Raw genomic sequence first — 18,626 nt, forward strand, 5'->3', positions numbered from 1 at the left:
TACTAATATTCAAGGAATATGTATGAAAAAGTATATCGTTATTAGTTTAGTTTTAATGACCACAATTTTAACCGGTTGCGCCACTACAGGTAGTGCGTCCCCTAATGAAAAACGTGCTTTAGTGCAAAGTATGAAAAATAACACATTGAGTGAATTGTACGCACAAAAGCCAGATGTTAAACAACAAATTGCTAACTCTGCTGGTTATGCCGTTTTTGATAATGCCAATGTTAACGTTGTTTTAGCCAGTTTTGGTGGCGGTTATGGTGTCGTTAAAAATAACCTAACTGGTAAATCAACTTATATGAATATGGGTGAAGCTGGTTTGGGGCTCGGTTTAGGTGTAAAAGACTTTAATGTAGTAATGGTTTTTCATAACCAAGCAGCAGTAAATCGCTTTATTGAACATGGTTGGGCATTCGGTGGAAATGCTGATGCAGCAGCAAAATATGAAGAAAAAGGTGGTGCTTTAGTTGCCGAAGCAATTGCAGACCAAGTTACGGTTTATTCTTTAACCGAAAATGGACTTGCTCTTCAAGCAGTACTCAAAGGCACTAAGTTTTGGGTGGATTCTGAGCTAAATTAACCTTTCAAAAACCCTTCTAAAAGTGGGCTAGTTAGCAACTTAACTCCCACTTTTAATTATTTTAACCTATTTAACATAACGTAATTTATGGGTAGTATTTAATAGGTTTACCTGTAAGCCCTAACATTTCATATCTTAAGAAGATACCTTCAGTTTGTTTTACAAAGACAGTATTTCTAATAATTAAATACTCGGAACATCTATTAAGTTCAAACTTTAGATTTATCTAACCTATCAGAAATTTCACATTTAACTTATAAGCCTCTAATTTTACTTAGTATTATCTCTTCACCTTATTATAGTACGGCTACTGTATTGTACATATGGCTTACTGCCTCAAAGCCTATTCGCTCTTCACTTTAGTCTAAACAATAATAACAAGGATTTATAATGAGGAAATTTTTTCTAATTATCATCATTGGCTATTTTGCATGGGATCATTATGCGGTGAATTATGGTGGTATCTCACCGAAGGAAGCGATAAAAATAAAAATTATTGATCCTGTAAAATCAAAGTACAGCCATAATCGTGATATCACAATTTCTGATTACGAGAAGACAAAATATGAGTGTGATGGCCGACAATACTGCAGCCAAATGAACTCACTAGGAGAAGCGCTATTTTTTACTAAAAACTGCCCTAATACAAAGTTAGATCAAAGCCCAGGTGAAGCGCCCTGCCAGAGTAACTTCCTTTTGCGTGATTAATGTAATTTTAAAAATCAAGTTTGCTAAAAGTTTACAGTTTTAGCCAACTTTTAACCCATCTTCCTAACTTTTCTTAGTTAAATAATATTAACTTTTGTAACATAAAACCGGAATTTTTCTAGTTTTTTTTCATGAATTTATCGCTAAATTGTTTATAAACATTAGTAGCTAATTTAGCACTAACTTTCTTTTTGATTTTAGGTTGTTTTGTTAAAAGCTAATTTAACTTTCTGAAACCAAAGCTGTACTTGGATGATTTTGACGTGAAACATAGAATTAAAACCGATACCGAAGTTAAATTTTCTGAATCTGACATCCTCTTATCGACTACAGATTTACAAAGCTTTATTACTTATGCCAATGATGAATTTTGTAAAATAGCTGGCTATACACTTGATGAAATGGAGGGTAAGCCTCATAACCTCGTTCGCCACTCAGACATGCCAAAACTTGCTTTTGCTGATTTATGGACACACCTTAAAAATGGTCAATCTTGGATGGGGCCCGTTAAAAATCGTTGTAAAAATGGTAATTACTATTGGGTGAATGCCTTTGTAACACCAATTAAAGATAAAAGTGGTCGTACTGTTGAGTTTCAATCTGTAAGAACCAAGCAAAGCGATGATGTTGTACAAAGAGCAACAGCGGAATACGCTAAAATAAACGATAATCAAAAATCCCATGCTACTGCGGCAAAGTTCGATGCCACTCTTTACATAAGTGCCCTATTACTCATTAGTTTTTTAGGTTCGTTGGCTGGCGTATTTAGTTCTAGATTCGATATTTTTAACTGTTTACTTGTACTGCTCTTAGCATCAGCTAATGGGCTCATGTATTTTTGGCGTCAAAAATACTTATCGCTGATCAGTAAAGCAAAACAAGTATACGATAATCCTTTAATGGCTTACCTCTATTCTGGTACCAATGATCTTTCTGGTTTTTTAAATCTTGCTTTAGAGATGCAACAAGCTAAATTAAAGGCTGTCGTTGGCCGTGTTAATGATGTGACCATGGGCGTTAATCAAAATGCTCAGCAGTGTGCAGAGTCCGGCCATAATGTTACTGAGCTTTTAAATAAACAAACGGATGAAGTTTCTCAAATTGTTGTCGCAACAGAACAAATGACCGCGTCTATTAATGAACTATCTTCAAGTACTAAAAAATCTAATCAAGCTGCCGAAAAGTCTAATCAAGCAACCGAAGAAGGCTCACTTGCGGTCAAGCAAACCATAAACTCAATCAGCGAACTTGATAAAAAGCTTAAGACAGCTAGTAGCCAATTAGAAAACTTAATAGAAGGTAATCAACATATTGTGGCAATTTTATCTGAGATAAACGCTATTGCTGATCAAACTAATTTACTTGCCTTAAATGCGGCTATTGAAGCTGCCAGAGCGGGTGATCATGGCCGAGGTTTTGCGGTTGTTGCAGGTGAAGTACGTGCACTGGCCTCACGAACTCAACAATCAACAGAAGAGATAAACAATGTATTGAATCAACTTACTCATGCTTCAAAGGAAGCCCAAGTTGCCATGAAAGACGGGCTAAACTTGTCAGCTAAAAGTGTAGAGCTTGCACATCAAAGCGGTGATAGTTTGGACCACATAAAAGCACAATCAATAAAATTAAGTGAGCTCAATAGTATTATAGCTCATGCTATGAATGAGCAACTAACTGCGAGTCAGGTTATTGCTACAAACCTAACCGCAGCACAAGATTTTGCTCACAAATGTACTGAGCTTGGCCATACTTCGCAGCAGTTATGCGAAGCGTTACTCAGTAAAGTTACTGAGCAGACTGCGCTGATTAATCAGTTTAAATAACGGCTATCAATGTTTTATTTTAATTGATAAGGTTTACTTTCGGTGTGTGCGTTTTAGTACACACTGCATCAAAAACATCTGCTAGCCGTTCGGTTTCTTTGAATACCTGCTGCCAATATTTTATCCGTGTATCTGCATCAAGCTCGGTAAAATCGTTACGATCAGGGATTTTGCCATAGGGTAATGAAGCAACAAAGTCAGCTGATGGGGTGATCATCACCACCTTATCATAGTTACTTGAGGTAATACCGCGCTTTAAGCTTTTGTCAAACCACCCAGCTTTAGGGCTGTTATTAAAATGTGGATATAGAATAAGCCCATCATTATGTATATTTAAGTCAAAGTGATAATCGATGATACCGCCATCGCGATACATACCAGGCGGTGTTCCTGTTATATTTTTAATGCCTTGCATTACTAATGGAATAGAGCCCGAAGCAAGTAAAGCATCCGGCAAATTATCTTCGTTTAACTCTATAGTATGGGTATTAAAAGTATTGTTATCTGAAAATGATAACTTACTATCAGCAGGCTGAAACACATAACGCTCGTATTGCTTACTTAAAAAACGTCTATTCATTCTGTTTAGTAAGTAGCTTTTTGATAAACCCATTAATTGCATTACTTTGTTTTCTGATGCTGTAAATCCATTCGATTTTGCAACTATAAAGTGGGCTTTAAAAATTGGGTTATTAATAATTTCTTGAATGCCTTTTTCGGCAAACACATAGCGTAACAACTCTCGGGCTTTTGTTGTTATTTCTTCAGGCTTTGCTTTATTGGATGAATAACGTGTTTCAGAATATGACTTTGCTAATCTTGATATAGCAGCAACAGGATCGTTTTGTGCAAAACAGGCAGATCTAAACGCGCCAGCGCTTGACCCTAATAAGTTTAAAGGTGTGCTACGGTCTTTAAAAAATTCACCAAATAGATATTTATCCAGACCAAATAAAGTAAACCACTTTGGCCCGCCGCTTGCCCCTAAAAAGGTATTAAACAAATCGGCAGACAGGCCTTGCTCTTGAATAACTTTTGCAGCACTTGGCCCTGCGTAAATATCTATCATGGTTACTTTGCTCGTTATTGTTTTAGATTATTTGCGCCAAATTCCTTGCTCTGTTTGACCTTGAACCTGAACTTTTTCAGAATCAAAGCTCGGTTCTTGCCCTGTTTCACGTTGACTATGATAGTCTTTTGTCACAGATAAGATAGTTGGCGTTAAGCGTATAATAGCGATTACATTCACCACTGTCATTAAACCTAAAGCAATGTCTGCCAGATCCCACACTTGTTTAATAGTCGCTGAAGCTCCCCAAATCATCATTGATAAATATAAACAGGTGTAAATGCCACGGCCAAGTTTATTATCAAGCTTAAATAAATGTAGGTTACTTTCTGCATAGGCATAATTTGCAACCACAGAAGTAAACGCAAATAAACAAATCGCAGCCGCTACAAAGTAAATGCCACCAGCAGCCATATGCGCCGTCATTGCAGATTGAGTTAAGCGTATTCCTTCCATTTCGCCGCTTATATCAATATCAGCCAGTAGAATAATTACCGCAGTACAACTACACAATACAATGGTGTCAAAAAACACCCCAAGCATTTGAATATAGCCTTGAGTGACTGGATGATTCGGAACTGGCGATGCGCAGCCTGATGCATGCGGTACACTACCAGCGCCAGCTTCATTAGAGTATAGTCCACGCTGAATGCCATTTTTTATTGCTGCGCCCATAGCCCCGGCTCCAGCTTCTTGTAAGCCAAAGGCTGAAAGTAAGATATCTTCAATCATCTCGGGCACTTTACCAATATTAAGCAAGGTGATAATGATAGCGGCTAGCACAAATAAAATGCCCATTACTGGCACAATTCGCTCAGCAAAGCGGGCGATCGCTTTAAAACCACCTAAAATAATTGAGCCTGCTAGTATTGTGATCACAATACCTGAATACAATGTTGGAATTTCAAATGCGTAATTGAGAGCATCTGTAATTGTATTAGTCTGCATAGCACTGAACGTAAAGCCATACCCAAGAAACAAGCAAAAGGCAAAACTCACCGCAAGCGCCCTACTACCTAACCCTTGTTGAATATAATAAGCTGGCCCGCCCCTAAATTCTCCATTAGCATCTCTTACTTTGTACACTTGCCCAAGTACGCTTTCGGCAAAGCCTGTGGCCATGCCCAAAATGGCAATCACCCACATCCAAAATATTGCTCCGCTGCCACCTAATGAAATAGCAACGGCAACCCCAGCAAGGTTACCAGTACCAACACGGGCTGAAAGACCAGTACATAAGGCTTGAAACGAGCTGATTGAGTTTTTATCTGTGCTGCTACTCGTCTTTAATAGGCTAAACATATGGCTAAATTTAACCAATTGAATCGCTTTAAGTCGCACCGAAAACCAGATTCCGGCAAACAGAAGAATATAGATAAGAATTTGGCCTTCTCCCCAGAGAAGACCATTGATTGTCGATACCAAAGTGTTAAACATGGCAAGCCTTTATTTTTCTTATAGAATAACAAATCACAAAAAGTGAATAGCTAACCACTTTAACTCTATTTACAAATATCTCAAGTAGGCAATGTGATTAATTAACCGAACTTACGCCCGACTAATTTAGCAGTTGTTGCTGTAAAAATTCACGACCCGCCGCTAATCCCAATTTGTGATCGTAGCGTAGATCATAGTCTGTACTACCAAGTAGCTTACTGCGTAGTTTATCGCCTGCAAAAATTTGCGTGATCCGCGCATCACTTGGAGGATTGGCAATAAAATCAAGTTCATCTTGATAAGCTTGTTCGTGCTGTACTAAATAATCGATTGTTTTAGGACAATAACCCGATACACGTACTATCGATTTTATCTTATTCATCCACTCTGACTGAACTTGAAAGTTTTCATCCACAGTGCGGATAACCACAATATCTCGGGCTCCCCGATTATAGGCTTCTTTTACTGGTAATGGAGCTGCTAAACCACCATCTAGATACATATCATGAACTAAATCAGTATTAGAGCTCTGAATAATTGCATCGTTCGCAGCTTTAGTTGTCAGCCAAGGAGTTAAGTTAACCCCATCTTTATATAAAAACGGTAATGCGCTTGATGCTTTTAACAGTGCTAACCATTGCATATCTTCACCATTTGGGCTCAAGTAATAAGGTTTACGGTCAGCCGCATTAGTAGTTGTGATCAATAGTTCGCGATTGCCTAGGCTTTGCGTTGCTGTTTTAAAATCAAGGGCACGGTTTACTTCTTTGGTTTTATCAAAATACCAATCAAGATCGACAATGCTTTTACCAAACAGCCCACGGCCAAGTTGGAAAAAACGTTTATGACGAGAAAGCCCTCTGATCAAACGTTTTGCATAGCCTTTTTGACGCGCTAAATAACTCGTTAAATTTTGTGAGCCTGCCGATGTGCCAATGAATAAATCAAACGGATCGTAATTGTTTTCTAACCATGCATCGAGCACACCTGCTGTAAAAATCCCTCGTTGCCCACCACCCTCAGCGATTAATGCTGTTTTTGATTGGGGTTCTACTGCGGCAATTGTTTGAGATTTCACGGTGCACCTTCCTAGGGTAATAGTTTATAAATGTATTGTATAAAGTTAATTTCAATCCTTAAAACGGAATAATTAAATTGTTTCAATCTATAAAACCGTTTATTGCATGAGTGTCAGAGTCCAATTTATGCGTATAATAAATCGTTATACGCATCATGTTTTCATCATTCGTTTGACTGTATTAGTTCATGATGTCTGCTAATATTTCTAGCGCATGTTGTCTGTCACTCAAATCATACAGGTCATTAGTAAAAATAAACTCATCAACCTGTAGCGTCTGTTTAATCATACTCAGCTTATGCTTAACGCTCGCTTGATCACCAACGACAGAAAGTCCTAAAAAGTTTTCTACTTGCATTTTTTCTTGCGCTGTCCATAAACCATCCATGCTTTTTACAGGTTCTTTAAGCCAAAGCGGCTTACCACGCATAAGTGCTAAAATGCGCTGTTTCGCGGTTGTTGATAAAAATCGTGCTTGTTGATCTGTGTCAGCGGCTACAACAGGTAAGCCCAGCATTACGTATGGCTTATCTAACACTTCGGATGGTTGAAACTCTCTGCGATATAATGCAATAGCATCTTCAACAAAACGCGGGGCAAAATGTCCTGCAAATGCATATGGTAAGCCTTTTTTAGCAGCTAATTGTGCACTATAAAGGCTTGAGCCAAGTAACCAGATAGGCACATTCGTGTCTTCACCTGGGATTGCACGTACTGCTGAATCACCTTTGTATGGGCCAAGCAAACCTTGAAGCTCAGTTACTTCATCATTAAAGTGTTTAGCGCGTTGCTCGTCTCGGCGCAAGGCACGGCTGGTAATTGGATCGCTGCCTGGAGCACGGCCAAGCCCTAAATCAATTCGACCGGGATATAAACTTTCAAGAGTACCAAATTGTTCAGCAACCACCAGCGGTGGATGATTAGGTAACATCACCCCACCCGCACCTACGCGAATATTCTGGGTTTTACCTGCTATGTGACCAATCAGTACTGAGGTTGCAGCGCAAACAATACCGCGCATATTGTGGTGCTCTGCCATCCAAAACCGATTAAAGCCAAGTCTGTCAGCTGTTTGTGCATAAGTAACGCTATTAGCTAATGTTTGCGAAACTGTTTCGTGCTCTTTCATTGGGCTCAACTCAAGCAATGAAAAAGGCGTGTTGGTAAGGTCAGACATTCGCTCTCCAAAATTAAACTCATTATATTTAGTAAATGAGAGCGAATGACTATTTTTCAAATGCTAATTAAGCACGACTTTGTTGCTGTTTTTCCACCTTTAGGCCATCGGCATCAATACCTCGCTTCCAATATGCTGATGCAACAATATGCTCATGATCAACAGCAAAGCGGTTTGTTATTAAGCGGCGCACAGATTTTACTAAGCTTGCTTCCAATGCCATAAATACCATAGGTTGTGTGTTATATCCTGCACAAAATCGTATTACTTGATCGAGTAGTTCTGTTTCAGGCTTTTTTGTAACTAGCCATTTAATGCTGTGCTGAGTGTTAGCTTTAATTTGCTCAAGCTCGATGATATCGGCTTTATCTGCAACGTGAATAATGACATCAACAATTGCGTCTTTCGGTAATACTTGTAAATAGCCATTTATTGCATTCACTGAAGTTAAATCAGCCAACATTAGATAATGTGTTTGAGTTAAGTCGGTGAGTTTTTTAGGCCCAGGTCCTGCAATACCTACCTCGTCGCCTACTACCGCATTTTGTGCCCAGTTGCTTGCCACGCCTATGTGCTGGTTAACTACAAAGTCGAGGGTAATTGCACCGTTAACAGGATGAATATTGCGAATAGTATAAGAGCGCATTAATGCAGGACGCTTAGCTTGTAGATCAAGTTCAACCTTAGATTCACCCGAGTGAGGTAGCAGTACTTTTACGTACGCACCTTTTGCGTCTTGCGGGAAATCGGCAAACTCATCTGATCCAACGACAATTCTTTGTAGATGCGGGGAAATACGCGTAGTACTTAATACAGTTGCACGACGAACTTTTCTAGCCATGTTGGTCTCCTAGCTGGTTAAATTGCACAACGCCCCAATAGTTGATATAGTCAACTATACGCTTTTAGTTGATTATGTCAACTAATACCAACTAGCATAATTTAGGTAAGCCATGTCACAAACTTCTCTTTCTTCTGCTTTATTTACACTGGCACAAAGTTATCGTGTCACCGTACGAGAAGCAATTAACGCCAACGAGCTTGGTCTTAACGCATTGCATGTACGCTGCTTACATATTATTGCCCAAACACAGCACTGTACCGCGAATGATATTGTCGCCAAAACAGGCCGTGATAAAGCACAAATAGCACGCTTAGTAAAAGAGCTTATAAAGCTTGAACTGGTCTATAAATGTGCCGACGAAAATGACAAGCGCTGTTTAATTTTATCGTTTACTGATCAAGGTAACGCCCTGTTCTCGCGCTTAGAAGTTGCAGAGCAAGAGGTCGATGCTAAACTTTGCCAAGGTTTAACTGATGAACAAGTACGTAATTTTATCGCTATTGCCACAACCATGATCGAAAATATCAATAACAACACCCCGTGATCTTATTGGCAAGATAACCACAAACCACTATACTGTACAAACATACAGTATAGTGGTTTTGTTATGCGTGTTATTCCTATTTATATCGAAGCTGGCGTGTGTGGTTTTGAATCACCGGCAGCACAATACAAAGAGCTAGGCTTATCATTAGATCAACTATTGATTAAGCACCCTGATGCAACATTTATTGGTATTGCTTCTGGCGAATCAATGCAAGGTGTGGGGATTTTTGATGGCGACTTATTACTGGTTGATCGCGCCGAAGACGTTAAAAATGGCGATGTAATTGTGGCAAATCTAAATGGTTTATTTGTCTGTAAACTGTTAGATAAACACAATGCACAGTTATTATCAGCATCGCCCAAATACCCTGCAGTGCAACTACGTCAATCTGATGAATTTCAACTAGAAGGCGTGGTCACTCGCTCTATTCGCTTACATCGCAGTAGTAAAGAGTTATTATCATGTACGCCTTAGTCGATGCCGTAGCTTTTTATGCCAGCGCAGAAAAAGTGTTTGATCCAGCAATTCGCAGTAAACCTGTCGTTGTACTGACCAATAACGATGGCTGTATTTGTGCCGTGTGTCCAATCGCACGAAAGCTGGCTATTCCAAAGTTTCAGCCTTATTTTCAAGTAAAGAAAATACTCGAAGATAACCAAGTAGTGATCCGCTCATCTAACTATGAGCTGTACGCCGATTTAAGCGAGCGGATGATGAATGTAATTGGCCGCTTTTGCGATAACCAACATATATACTCTATAGATGAGTCATTTTTAAACTTTACAGGTTTCACCAGCTTTGTTCACGATTGGCATAGTTATGGCCATGATATTCGTCGTACCGTGTGGCGCGAAACAAAGCTGCCAGTCGGTGTTGGATTTGGCCCAACAGCAACCCTTGCTAAGGCGGCTAATCATGCAGCGAAAAAGCTACCCGGCTTTGATGGCGTTGCAGTGATTGATTCGGAACCTTCACGGTTAGCCATTTTAAAAGCGATGGATGTACAAGATGTATGGGGAGTTGGCAGACGCTTAGCTAAAAAGCTTAAAGCAATAAATATAAATACGGCTTTTGATTTAGCTGAGCAAGAGCCACGAAAAATGAAACGCTTGTTCAGTATAGTCGAAGAGCGAACAGTGAACGAGTTACGTGGTAAAAGTTGTTTAGCGTGGGATGAAGTGCGCCAAGACAAAAAAGAGATTTTCTCGACCCGCAGTTTTGGGGAACGTATCACTGATGCCACAGCGCTAAAAACTGCACTGATCAATCACGGCACTATTGTGGCAAGAAAGCTGCGTACGCAAGGCTCACAAACTAAACGCTTATTACTGTTTGTCGCCAGCTCGCCTCATCAAGACGACTATTATAAAAAATCTTATATTTATGAGTTCAGTGTCGCCACAGCTGATAGCTGCGTGTTTGCGAATGCCATCAGCGAGATATTTAAACACCTCTATAAGCCTGGTGTGCAATTTTACAAATGTGGTGTGGGTGCACTTGAGTTATCAAGTCAAATGTTTCAGCAACCAGATTTATTTCAAGCACCTATAGATAACCCTAAACTGATGCAGTGCCTTGATAACATCAATGCTCGTTATGGGGTTGGTACGCTTGCGATAGCCAGCCAAACACCCACAACTCGTTGGCATATGAAGCGTGAGTATCTATCGCCTCACTACACAACTCGGTGGCATAACCTGCCAAAAATACATTGCTAAAAATTAGCAAATTTAGCATTAAGTAAACTGCAAAGATCCTGCGGAGACAGGGCAATTTCTAAACCACGTTTACCAGCCGACACATACATAACATCAAATTCTTGTGCAGATTCATGAACATAGGTCACAAGACGTTTTTTCTGACCAAGTGGGCTTACACCACCTAAAATATAACCAGTCGTATTTTCGACTTTCTGTTGTGGAGCCATTTGCACTTTTTTAACGCACGCAGCCTTTGCCAACATTTTCAAATTAACTTGCTGACTAACAGGGACAATAGCAACTAAGAGTTGATGTTCTGTATCTTCGAGTACTAAGGTTTTAAATACTTGCTCAGCAGGAAGATTCAATTTTTCAACCGCTTCAAGGCCAAACTGTTGTTGTGAAGGCTCATGCTGATAGCTGAGCACATCAAAACTAATGCCTTTCTTTTTTAATAAGTTTATAGCCGGCGTCATTGATTTTCCTATAACTGATTAATTTTCTGTAACTTATAAAACATATCGTGAAAAAGGAACATAAGGCAATAGAAAAACGACTTCAAAAAGCACTTAATGGCTCTAATTGAACTACACTTGAATAATGAATCTTGGGCAAGGTAACAAGTATGTCTAGACGCACAGGGCTGTATCTAGCCAAGCAATTATTCATCATACTCACCCTTTTGTATGCAGTTAATTTTGTGTGCAACGAATACCTCGCATGGAATGCCTACATGAATTGTCAAAGCAAATGCCATACGCTTGGCTTAGAAAAAGGTAAAATACAAAGCACAACATTTTCAGAAGATGTGACTTTATGTCGCTGTCTTGCCGATACAGACTACTACGTTGTGCTTAACTAAATCTGAAAATACCGACTAGGAATTAGATAAATTTCACGTATTATTAAATTGATTATAAGTTAAACAAAGGAAAGTACATGTTTTTAGACTACTTTGCGCTAGTCATGCTCGTGTTTGTGACGGTTGTAATATTTTATGGTGTAATCGCTATCCACGATATTCCCTACGAAATTGCGAAAAAACGTAATCACCCTCATCAAGATGCCATCCATTATGCAGGCTGGGTTAGCCTATTTACACTGCATGTATTGTGGCCATTTTTATGGGTTTGGGCCACATTATGGCGTGATGACCGCGGTTGGGGCTTCAACCAGATTCAAAAGGAACAAGAAGACTTAGCTGAGAAGGTGGCTAGTCTGACAGCAACAGTCGCAGCACTACAAGCACAGGTTAATGCTCAATCGAATAATAAAGAGAAATAAAATATGGATTTGTTATTAATACTCACATATACCGCATTGTGCATAGGCATATTTAAAGTTTTTAAGATCCCGCTTAATAAATGGACCGTACCCACAGCAGTACTCGGTGGTGTGGTGCTGATTGGTGCTTTAATTCTTTTAATGAACTATAACCACCCACATTCAAATATGGCTAGCAGTGCCTATGTCACAACGCCGATTGTGCCAAATGTACGTGGCACGGTAGAAGAAGTTGCAGTGAAGCCAAATCAGCCAGTTAAGAAAGGTGACTTACTATTTCGTCTAGACGACACCTTGTATCGAGCAAAACTAAATCAAGCAATTGCGGCTTTACAAGATGCAAAGCAGTCAGTTCTTGGTTTGGAAGCGGCCTATAAATCAGCGCAAGCAAGTGCTCTGATGGCTAAAGCTGAATATGACCGCAGCAAGAAAGAATACGAGCGCTATGAAAAAGGCGCAAAAAGCGGCGCCTACTCAAAAGGCCAAGTGGATAATAAATTAGGAGTCTACTTAGCAGCAAAGGCAAGTTATGAAGCAGCACAAGCAGAAGAATTACGTCAGAAGCTGGCATTTGAATCAGAAATAAACGGCGAACAAACCAAAATCGCTGCTGCTCGCGCTAATTTAGAGCAAGCACAATTTAACTTAGATAGCACCCGCGTACATGCACCAACCGATGGCTATGTTACACAACTTACATTACGTCCTGGGATGATTGCGGTCCCTATGCCACTACGTCCGGTAATGACTTTTGTGCACAAAGAAGACACTGTTTATGTGGCTGCGTTTAGACAAAATTCGCTATTAAGACTTGAACCAGGCTATAAAGCTGATTTTATCTTTAAAGCAATTCCTGGTAAAACATTTGCGGGCGAAGTAATCGATGTGTTACCCGCTATTGGTGAGGGACAAGTACAAGCACAAGGCACACTTATGGGCAGTGAGTTTTTTGCCCGTCAAGGCCGCGCTATTGTCACCTTAAAAATTACAGATGATATGAGCCAGTACCATCTTCCACAAGGAACAAGCACTGAGGTAGCTGTTTATTCTGAACACTTCGAACATGTCTCAGTGATGCGTAAAGTGTTGATCAGAATGAAAAGTTGGCAAAACTACCTATTCTTAGATCACTAAAGTAGGCAATTACCAATAAAAAAAGGCGCTAATTAGCGCCTTCTTACTATCTAACTAAAGTTACTTAGTTAGGTCATCGAAGAATTTCTTTACACCGTCAAAGAAACCTTTTTCTTTTGGACGGTTTTTAGAACCATCTTTACCCATGCTTTGCTCAAGCTCTTCAAGTAACTCACGTTGACGTTCGTTTAAATTCACCGGTGTTTCAATAACTACTTTACAGATCAAATCACCTTGTGCGCCACTGCGAACCGACTTCACACCTTTGCCACGCATACGGAACATTTTGCCCGTTTGGCTTTCTGATGGAATCTTCAGCTTTGCGCGACCATCTAGTGTTGGCACTTCAATTTCGCCACCAAGTGCAGCAGTTGTGAAGCCAATAGGTACTTCACAATACAGGTTATTACCGTCACGTTGGAAAATAGGGTGTTCGCGCACAGACACTTGTACGTATAAATCACCTGCAGGCGCACCATGCATACCCGCTTCACCTTCGCCAGATAAACGAATACGATCACCGGTATCAACACCAGCTGGAATTTTCACTGATAAGGTCTTAGTTTTTTCTACACGACCTTGACCATGACAGCTGTCACAAGGATCAGAAATAATTTGACCCGTACCTTGACACGTAGGACAGGTTTGCTGAACCGCGAAGAAACCTTGGCGCATTTGTACTTGCCCTGCACCATGACAAGTAGTACACGTTTTTGGTTTAGAACCTGCTTTTGCACCACTGCCATCACACGGCTTACAGCTTACCCATGTTGGAACTTTAATCTCAACGTCTTTACCACGAACCGCTTCTTCAAGACTTAAATCCATATTGTAACGTAAGTCTGAACCACGTTGTTGACGAGATTGACGACGACCACCGCCGCCACCAAAGATATCTCCAAACACATCACCGAAAATATCGCCAAAATCACCCTGACCGCCGCCGAAGCCACCGCCATGGCCGCCGCCACCTTGTTCAAAGGCTGCATGGCCGTATTGGTCATACATCTGACGTTTTTGCGGATCAGTCAGTACTTCGTAGGCATCTTTTACTTCCTTAAATTTAGTTTCAAGGTCTTTATCGCCTGCTGTACGGTCTGGATGATATTTCATCGCTAAGCGCTTATACGCTTTTTTTATGTCTCGTTCGCTGGCATCTTTGCTCACGCCGAGAACTTCATAATAATCGCTTTTTGACATATCTATCACACTACTCTTTTTACTGCAGCTACACTGCGTAAGATAAATCGATTCATACCAATCGTGTTAAGTTAAATCTAAGCAGATTGGTCTCTTATCAATTTACCGGTTATATACATGCAAAAGGCGCGTCAAGCGAAATCGCTGGCGCGCCTCAATCATTTCATCCTAACTTAATTGGCTAAAAAAAGCAGCCATTATTGCGTTAGGCAGAAGCGAAACAAGCAATTACTTGTCGTCTTTCACTTCTTCGAACTCTGCATCAACAACATCGTCGTCTTGTTTTGCAGAAGATTGCTGTGCACCAGCATCCGCACCGCCTTGTTGCTGCTGTGCTTTAGCTTGTGCAATTTCCATTAGCTTTTGTGATTTTTCAGCTAGAGCTTGAGTTTTCGCTTCAATCTCTTCTTTGTTATCACTCTTAATCGAAGCTTCTAGCTCAGTAAGCGCAGCTTCAATTGCTTCTTTATCTTCTGCTGGTAATGCATCACCCGCTTCTTCGATTTGCTTGCGTGTACCATGAACCATTGCATCTGCTTGGTTACGAGTCGCTACTAGCTCTTCGAATTTCTTATCTTCTTCAGCGTGCGCTTCAGCGTCACGAACCATTTTTTCTACTTCTTCATCGCTTAAACCTGAAGAAGCTTGGATTGTGATCTTCTGCTCTTTACCTGTATCTTTGTCTTTAGCCGATACATGTAAGATACCATCCGCATCTACGTCGAATGTTACTTCGATTTGAGGTGTACCACGTTGTGCTGGGCGAATACCTTCTAGGTTAAATTGACCTAGAGATTTATTGTCGCTTGCACGCTTACGCTCACCTTGTAGTACGTGAATCGTTACCGCTGATTGATTGTCTTCAGCTGTTGAGAAAACTTGTGATTTCTTAGTAGGAATCGTCGTGTTTTTCTCAATTAATGCTGTCATTACTTGACCCATAGTCTCGATACCTAGTGATAACGGAGATACGTCAAGTAGTAGTACGTCTTTAACGTCACCAGCTAGAACACCACCTTGAATCGCTGCACCTACTGCAACTGCTTCATCTGGGTTAACATCTTTACGAGGTTCTTTACCAAAGAACTCAGCAACTGTTTTTTGTACTAAAGGCATACGTGTTTGACCACCAACAAGGATGATGTCATTTACGTCGCTTACTGATAAATCAGCATCAGCTAGTGCACGCTTAAGTGGCTCAATTGACTTAGTTACTAAGTCTTCAACAAGTGACTCAAGTTTTGCACGAGTAACTTTAACATTCATGTGCTTAGGACCAGTTGCGTCAGCAGTCACGTACGGTAAGTTAACTTCTGTTTGCTGTGCAGAAGAAAGTTCAATCTTCGCTTTTTCAGCAGCTTCTTTAACACGTTGCATTGCAAGTGGGTCATTTTTAAGATCGATGCCTTGATCTTTCTTAAACTCTTCAACTAAGTAGTTGATAACACGGTTATCAAAGTCTTCACCACCTAAGTGAGTGTCACCATTAGTTGCAAGAACTTCAAACGTGTGCTCACCTTCAACTTCGTCGATTTCGATGATAGAGATATCGAAAGTACCACCACCTAAGTCATATACTGCAACAACGTTTTCACCTTTGTTTTTGTCCATACCGTATGCAAGTGCAGCGGCTGTTGGCTCATTGATGATACGTTTAACTTCAAGACCTGCGATACGACCAGCATCTTTAGTAGCTTGACGTTGTGAGTCATTGAAGTATGCAGGAACTGTGATTACTGCCTCAGTAACCGCTTCACCTAGGAAGTCTTCTGCTGTTTTCTTCATTTTTTTCAGCACTTCTGCTGAAATTTGTGGTGCAGCACGTTTTTCGCCACGTGCTTCAACCCATGCATCACCGTTATCAGCTTTTACAATTTTAAAAGGCATGATACCGATATCGCGTTGTACTTCTTCGTCTTCAAAACGACGACCAATTAGACGCTTGATTGCAAATAATGTGTTAGTTGGGTTCGTTACTGCTTGGCGTTTTGCAGGTTGACCAACTAATGTTTCACCGTCTTGCGTATAAGCAATGATCGATGGTGTTGTGCGATCGCCTTCCGCGTTTTCAATAACACGTGCTTTATCACCGTCTAGTACTGCTACACAAGAGTTAGTAGTACCTAAATCGATTCCAATAATTCTACCCATGAATCTTCTCCAACTTCAAAATTCGTTAAAACGTTCGATGACTAGTAAATAGGGGTGCAGGAAACTGAATTCAACTGTAAAAATGAAAAAAATATACTTTTTTTTGAAATATTTTCTAAATGGGCATTTTTCCTCAAAAAAATAAGTTTTCAGATACATTCTTAAAATCAAACAAACTGGTCTGATGAGCTTAGCTATGCTATAAGAAAATAAGTATGATAAATAACAAGGAAAATTATGCATTTTGAACAATTGCTCGCAATGGCAACAGAGCTTGGTAAAGACAACACAAAAGTGATGCAGTTTCCAGAAAATTGGTGCCAAGGTAGAACTGCCTTTGGTGGCTTATCTGCAGCACTACTCTACCAAGCAATTCGTCAACATATTGATAGTTCTCGTAGGCTACTTTCATTAAGCACTAATTTTGTTGGACCGCTTCTTGCCGAAACTGACTTTACTATTGATGTCGACGTATTACGTGAAGGAAAGAATAGCGCTCAAGTACTAGCAAAAGTGATTCAGGGTGGTGAAGTCTGTGTAATAACTCAAGCCTGTTTTGGCGCACAACGACAATCAGGAGTTAAGGTTGATGTTACAAAAACAATGCAACTAACTCCTGTTAATGAGCAATTTGTTCTTCCATATTTAGAAGGGCAGATGCCAGCTTTCTTCCAACATATTTCCCTTTGCTTACAACAAGGCAATATGCCATTTACTAACTCAGATACGTCTCACTTAGGCGGTTGGATGAAATTTAAGCACATACCAGAACAGATGCAAGAGGCACATATAATCGCGTTAGCAGATGCATGGCCACCCACCCTGTTGCAAATGTATAAGCAACCAGCACCGGCGAGTAGCATGTCATGGTACATTGAATTTGTAGAAGAACCTGCCATTGCCCATAACGGGTGGCTTGGCTATGAAGCAATTACACATCATAGTAAAGATGGCTACGGTCTAGAAGATGGCTGTATTTGGAGTGAAGATGGCAAACTTATCGCTCTCAGTCGCCAGACCGTTGCGTTATTCGCGTAACTTAGAATTTAAAAGCTGGGCATATTCAGTTCCATCAAGGCGAATAATAGCTTGATATTCGCCTGACTCAATGATCTCATCAAGACCTAAATTAAAGACATTCTTTAACGTTTTACTATGAAAATACGCAGGTCTTGGTGCTTCTTTAAATATTGCATGCACAACAAACGGTTTTACTTCACCGCTTTGTTTGTATTTTTCAAAATAATACAAAAACACTCGACGCTCTAAAATAATAACATCAACCCAGCCTTTCATAAGGTGATCAACTTGTGCTTCTTGATTAACGACTTCTTCGTATGAGCGTAAAATATTGGTAACCGATTTAAATGGTGCTTCAATAAAATTGGTTGCGTTTTGAAACGCCAAAACACTCTTTCCCGCTAAATCATAAATACTGTTAATTTTTAACTCTTTATTAGCAAGGCTGACCGCTACATTTTGGTAGCGCAGCAGTTCGTCACTTTTATAGACTCGTGTCGTAAGTGCATCAGGAAAGTTAAGTACAATATCAACCTTACCATGCATTAGCTGTTGCTCAGCACGCTTATTCGACATGTAATGGATATCGATATTAGAAATACCTTGAGATTTCAAAGCCGCTTTTAGTATTTCGAGTTGGATTCCGCTGTTCGTGTCTTCAATAACATAAGGAGGTAAAGAGGAGCTTGCAGCAACAATAATTGGCTTTTGCGTATTTGGCTCTGATAAACACTCGCCTTTAACACTAACAAACAACATTAAAAGGATAAATAATTGCTTCACTGCTCACCTTAAAAATTAACTGTATTAAAAAGCGTAATCACTTTGTACAAATATTAGCTTATATTGAACAAAGGTGCATTTGAAT

The 18,626-nt window shown here is 40.0% G+C and carries 19 protein-coding genes; 10 read left to right on the forward strand and 9 right to left on the reverse strand.

Annotation, left to right across the window (positions count from 1 at the left end; genetic code table 11):
- The first annotated feature begins 22 nt into the window (after nucleotides 1-22).
- From J8Z25_RS19620 to J8Z25_RS19630, 3 genes are all read left to right on the forward strand, one after another.
- Nucleotides 23-586: a lipid-binding SYLF domain-containing protein gene (locus tag J8Z25_RS19620; RefSeq protein ID WP_130052373.1), complete on the forward strand. Its 564-nt coding sequence runs from the start codon at nucleotides 23-25 to the stop codon at nucleotides 584-586.
- A 390-nt stretch (nucleotides 587-976) separates the two neighbouring features.
- Nucleotides 977-1,294, forward strand: a complete 318-nt coding sequence (locus J8Z25_RS20900; protein ID WP_502934608.1) for a hypothetical protein — start codon at nucleotides 977-979, stop codon at nucleotides 1,292-1,294.
- 263 nt (nucleotides 1,295-1,557) lie between these two features.
- Complete coding sequence (locus tag J8Z25_RS19630) at nucleotides 1,558-3,117, forward strand: methyl-accepting chemotaxis protein (RefSeq protein ID WP_250662108.1); 1,560 nt, start codon at nucleotides 1,558-1,560, stop codon at nucleotides 3,115-3,117.
- Between the two features lie 19 nt (nucleotides 3,118-3,136).
- Here the strand turns inward: J8Z25_RS19630 and J8Z25_RS19635 are convergent, their stop codons facing one another.
- The 5 genes from J8Z25_RS19635 to J8Z25_RS19655 all read right to left on the reverse strand — a co-directional run bounded on the left by J8Z25_RS19635 (nucleotide 3,137) and on the right by J8Z25_RS19655 (nucleotide 8,719).
- On the reverse strand, nucleotides 3,137-4,186 hold the full coding sequence (locus J8Z25_RS19635) for a patatin-like phospholipase family protein (RefSeq protein WP_250662109.1): 1,050 nt from the start codon (nucleotides 4,184-4,186) through the stop codon (nucleotides 3,137-3,139).
- Between the two features lie 27 nt (nucleotides 4,187-4,213).
- Nucleotides 4,214-5,623, reverse strand: coding sequence for an alanine/glycine:cation symporter family protein (locus J8Z25_RS19640; RefSeq protein WP_250662110.1), 1,410 nt, complete (start codon nucleotides 5,621-5,623; stop codon nucleotides 4,214-4,216).
- 121 nt (nucleotides 5,624-5,744) lie between these two features.
- A complete protein-coding gene (locus J8Z25_RS19645) occupies nucleotides 5,745-6,701 on the reverse strand; it encodes a patatin-like phospholipase family protein (RefSeq protein WP_130052395.1) in 957 nt (318 codons plus the stop codon).
- Between the two features lie 181 nt (nucleotides 6,702-6,882).
- A complete protein-coding gene (locus tag J8Z25_RS19650; protein ID WP_250662111.1) occupies nucleotides 6,883-7,878 on the reverse strand; it encodes an LLM class flavin-dependent oxidoreductase in 996 nt (331 codons plus the stop codon).
- A 67-nt stretch (nucleotides 7,879-7,945) separates the two neighbouring features.
- Nucleotides 7,946-8,719, reverse strand: coding sequence for a siderophore-interacting protein (locus J8Z25_RS19655; RefSeq protein ID WP_130052397.1), 774 nt, complete (start codon nucleotides 8,717-8,719; stop codon nucleotides 7,946-7,948).
- A gap of 112 nt (nucleotides 8,720-8,831) precedes the next feature.
- Here J8Z25_RS19655 and J8Z25_RS19660 point away from each other — a divergent pair, with 112 nt between their 5' ends.
- From J8Z25_RS19660 to J8Z25_RS19670, 3 genes are all read left to right on the forward strand, one after another.
- A complete protein-coding gene (locus J8Z25_RS19660) occupies nucleotides 8,832-9,266 on the forward strand; it encodes a MarR family winged helix-turn-helix transcriptional regulator (protein WP_130052398.1) in 435 nt (144 codons plus the stop codon).
- Between the two features lie 63 nt (nucleotides 9,267-9,329).
- A complete protein-coding gene (locus J8Z25_RS19665) occupies nucleotides 9,330-9,743 on the forward strand; it encodes a LexA family protein (protein WP_130052399.1) in 414 nt (137 codons plus the stop codon).
- Nucleotides 9,731-10,987 carry a Y-family DNA polymerase gene (locus tag J8Z25_RS19670; RefSeq protein WP_250662112.1) on the forward strand — a complete coding sequence of 419 codons (1,257 nt, stop codon included), beginning with the start codon at nucleotides 9,731-9,733 and terminating at the stop codon, nucleotides 10,985-10,987. The genes J8Z25_RS19665 and J8Z25_RS19670 overlap by 13 nt, the downstream gene beginning before the upstream one ends.
- Here the strand turns inward: J8Z25_RS19670 and ybaK are convergent.
- Nucleotides 10,984-11,445 (reverse strand): Cys-tRNA(Pro) deacylase, encoded by a 462-nt coding sequence (gene ybaK / locus J8Z25_RS19675; protein ID WP_250662113.1) that lies wholly within the window; start codon nucleotides 11,443-11,445, stop codon nucleotides 10,984-10,986. The genes J8Z25_RS19670 and ybaK overlap by 4 nt on opposite strands.
- A 149-nt stretch (nucleotides 11,446-11,594) precedes the next feature.
- Between ybaK and J8Z25_RS19680 the strand changes: the two genes are divergently transcribed.
- The 3 genes from J8Z25_RS19680 to J8Z25_RS19690 all read left to right on the forward strand — a co-directional run bounded on the left by J8Z25_RS19680 (nucleotide 11,595) and on the right by J8Z25_RS19690 (nucleotide 13,387).
- Nucleotides 11,595-11,831, forward strand: a complete 237-nt coding sequence (locus tag J8Z25_RS19680) for a hypothetical protein (RefSeq protein ID WP_130052402.1) — start codon at nucleotides 11,595-11,597, stop codon at nucleotides 11,829-11,831.
- A gap of 77 nt (nucleotides 11,832-11,908) precedes the next feature.
- The gene (locus J8Z25_RS19685; RefSeq protein ID WP_063703726.1) at nucleotides 11,909-12,253 is read left to right on the forward strand and encodes a DUF3302 domain-containing protein; all 345 of its coding nucleotides are present in this window, start codon (nucleotides 11,909-11,911) and stop codon (nucleotides 12,251-12,253) included.
- A gap of 3 nt (nucleotides 12,254-12,256) precedes the next feature.
- A complete protein-coding gene (locus J8Z25_RS19690; RefSeq protein WP_130052403.1) occupies nucleotides 12,257-13,387 on the forward strand; it encodes an HlyD family secretion protein in 1,131 nt (376 codons plus the stop codon).
- Between the two features lie 60 nt (nucleotides 13,388-13,447).
- Here J8Z25_RS19690 and dnaJ read toward each other — a convergent pair whose 3' ends face one another.
- The gene (gene dnaJ, locus J8Z25_RS19695) at nucleotides 13,448-14,587 is read right to left on the reverse strand and encodes a molecular chaperone DnaJ (protein ID WP_130052404.1); all 1,140 of its coding nucleotides are present in this window, start codon (nucleotides 14,585-14,587) and stop codon (nucleotides 13,448-13,450) included.
- 228 nt (nucleotides 14,588-14,815) lie between these two features.
- Nucleotides 14,816-16,738, reverse strand: coding sequence for a molecular chaperone DnaK (gene dnaK / locus J8Z25_RS19700; RefSeq protein WP_130052405.1), 1,923 nt, complete (start codon nucleotides 16,736-16,738; stop codon nucleotides 14,816-14,818).
- Between the two features lie 237 nt (nucleotides 16,739-16,975).
- On the opposite strand from dnaK, the gene J8Z25_RS19705 reads away from it, so the two are divergent.
- Complete coding sequence (locus tag J8Z25_RS19705) at nucleotides 16,976-17,776, forward strand: acyl-CoA thioesterase (RefSeq protein ID WP_130052406.1); 801 nt, start codon at nucleotides 16,976-16,978, stop codon at nucleotides 17,774-17,776.
- Here J8Z25_RS19705 and J8Z25_RS19710 read toward each other — a convergent pair.
- Entirely contained in the window at nucleotides 17,765-18,541 is a 777-nt protein-coding gene (locus tag J8Z25_RS19710) for a substrate-binding periplasmic protein (protein ID WP_239977856.1), read from the reverse strand. The genes J8Z25_RS19705 and J8Z25_RS19710 overlap by 12 nt on opposite strands.
- Nucleotides 18,542-18,626 lie beyond the last annotated feature (85 nt).

Origin of the sequence: Pseudoalteromonas sp. SCSIO 43101 (assembly GCF_023650775.1) — a bacterium.
GTDB lineage: Bacteria > Pseudomonadota > Gammaproteobacteria > Enterobacterales > Alteromonadaceae > Pseudoalteromonas > Pseudoalteromonas apostichopi.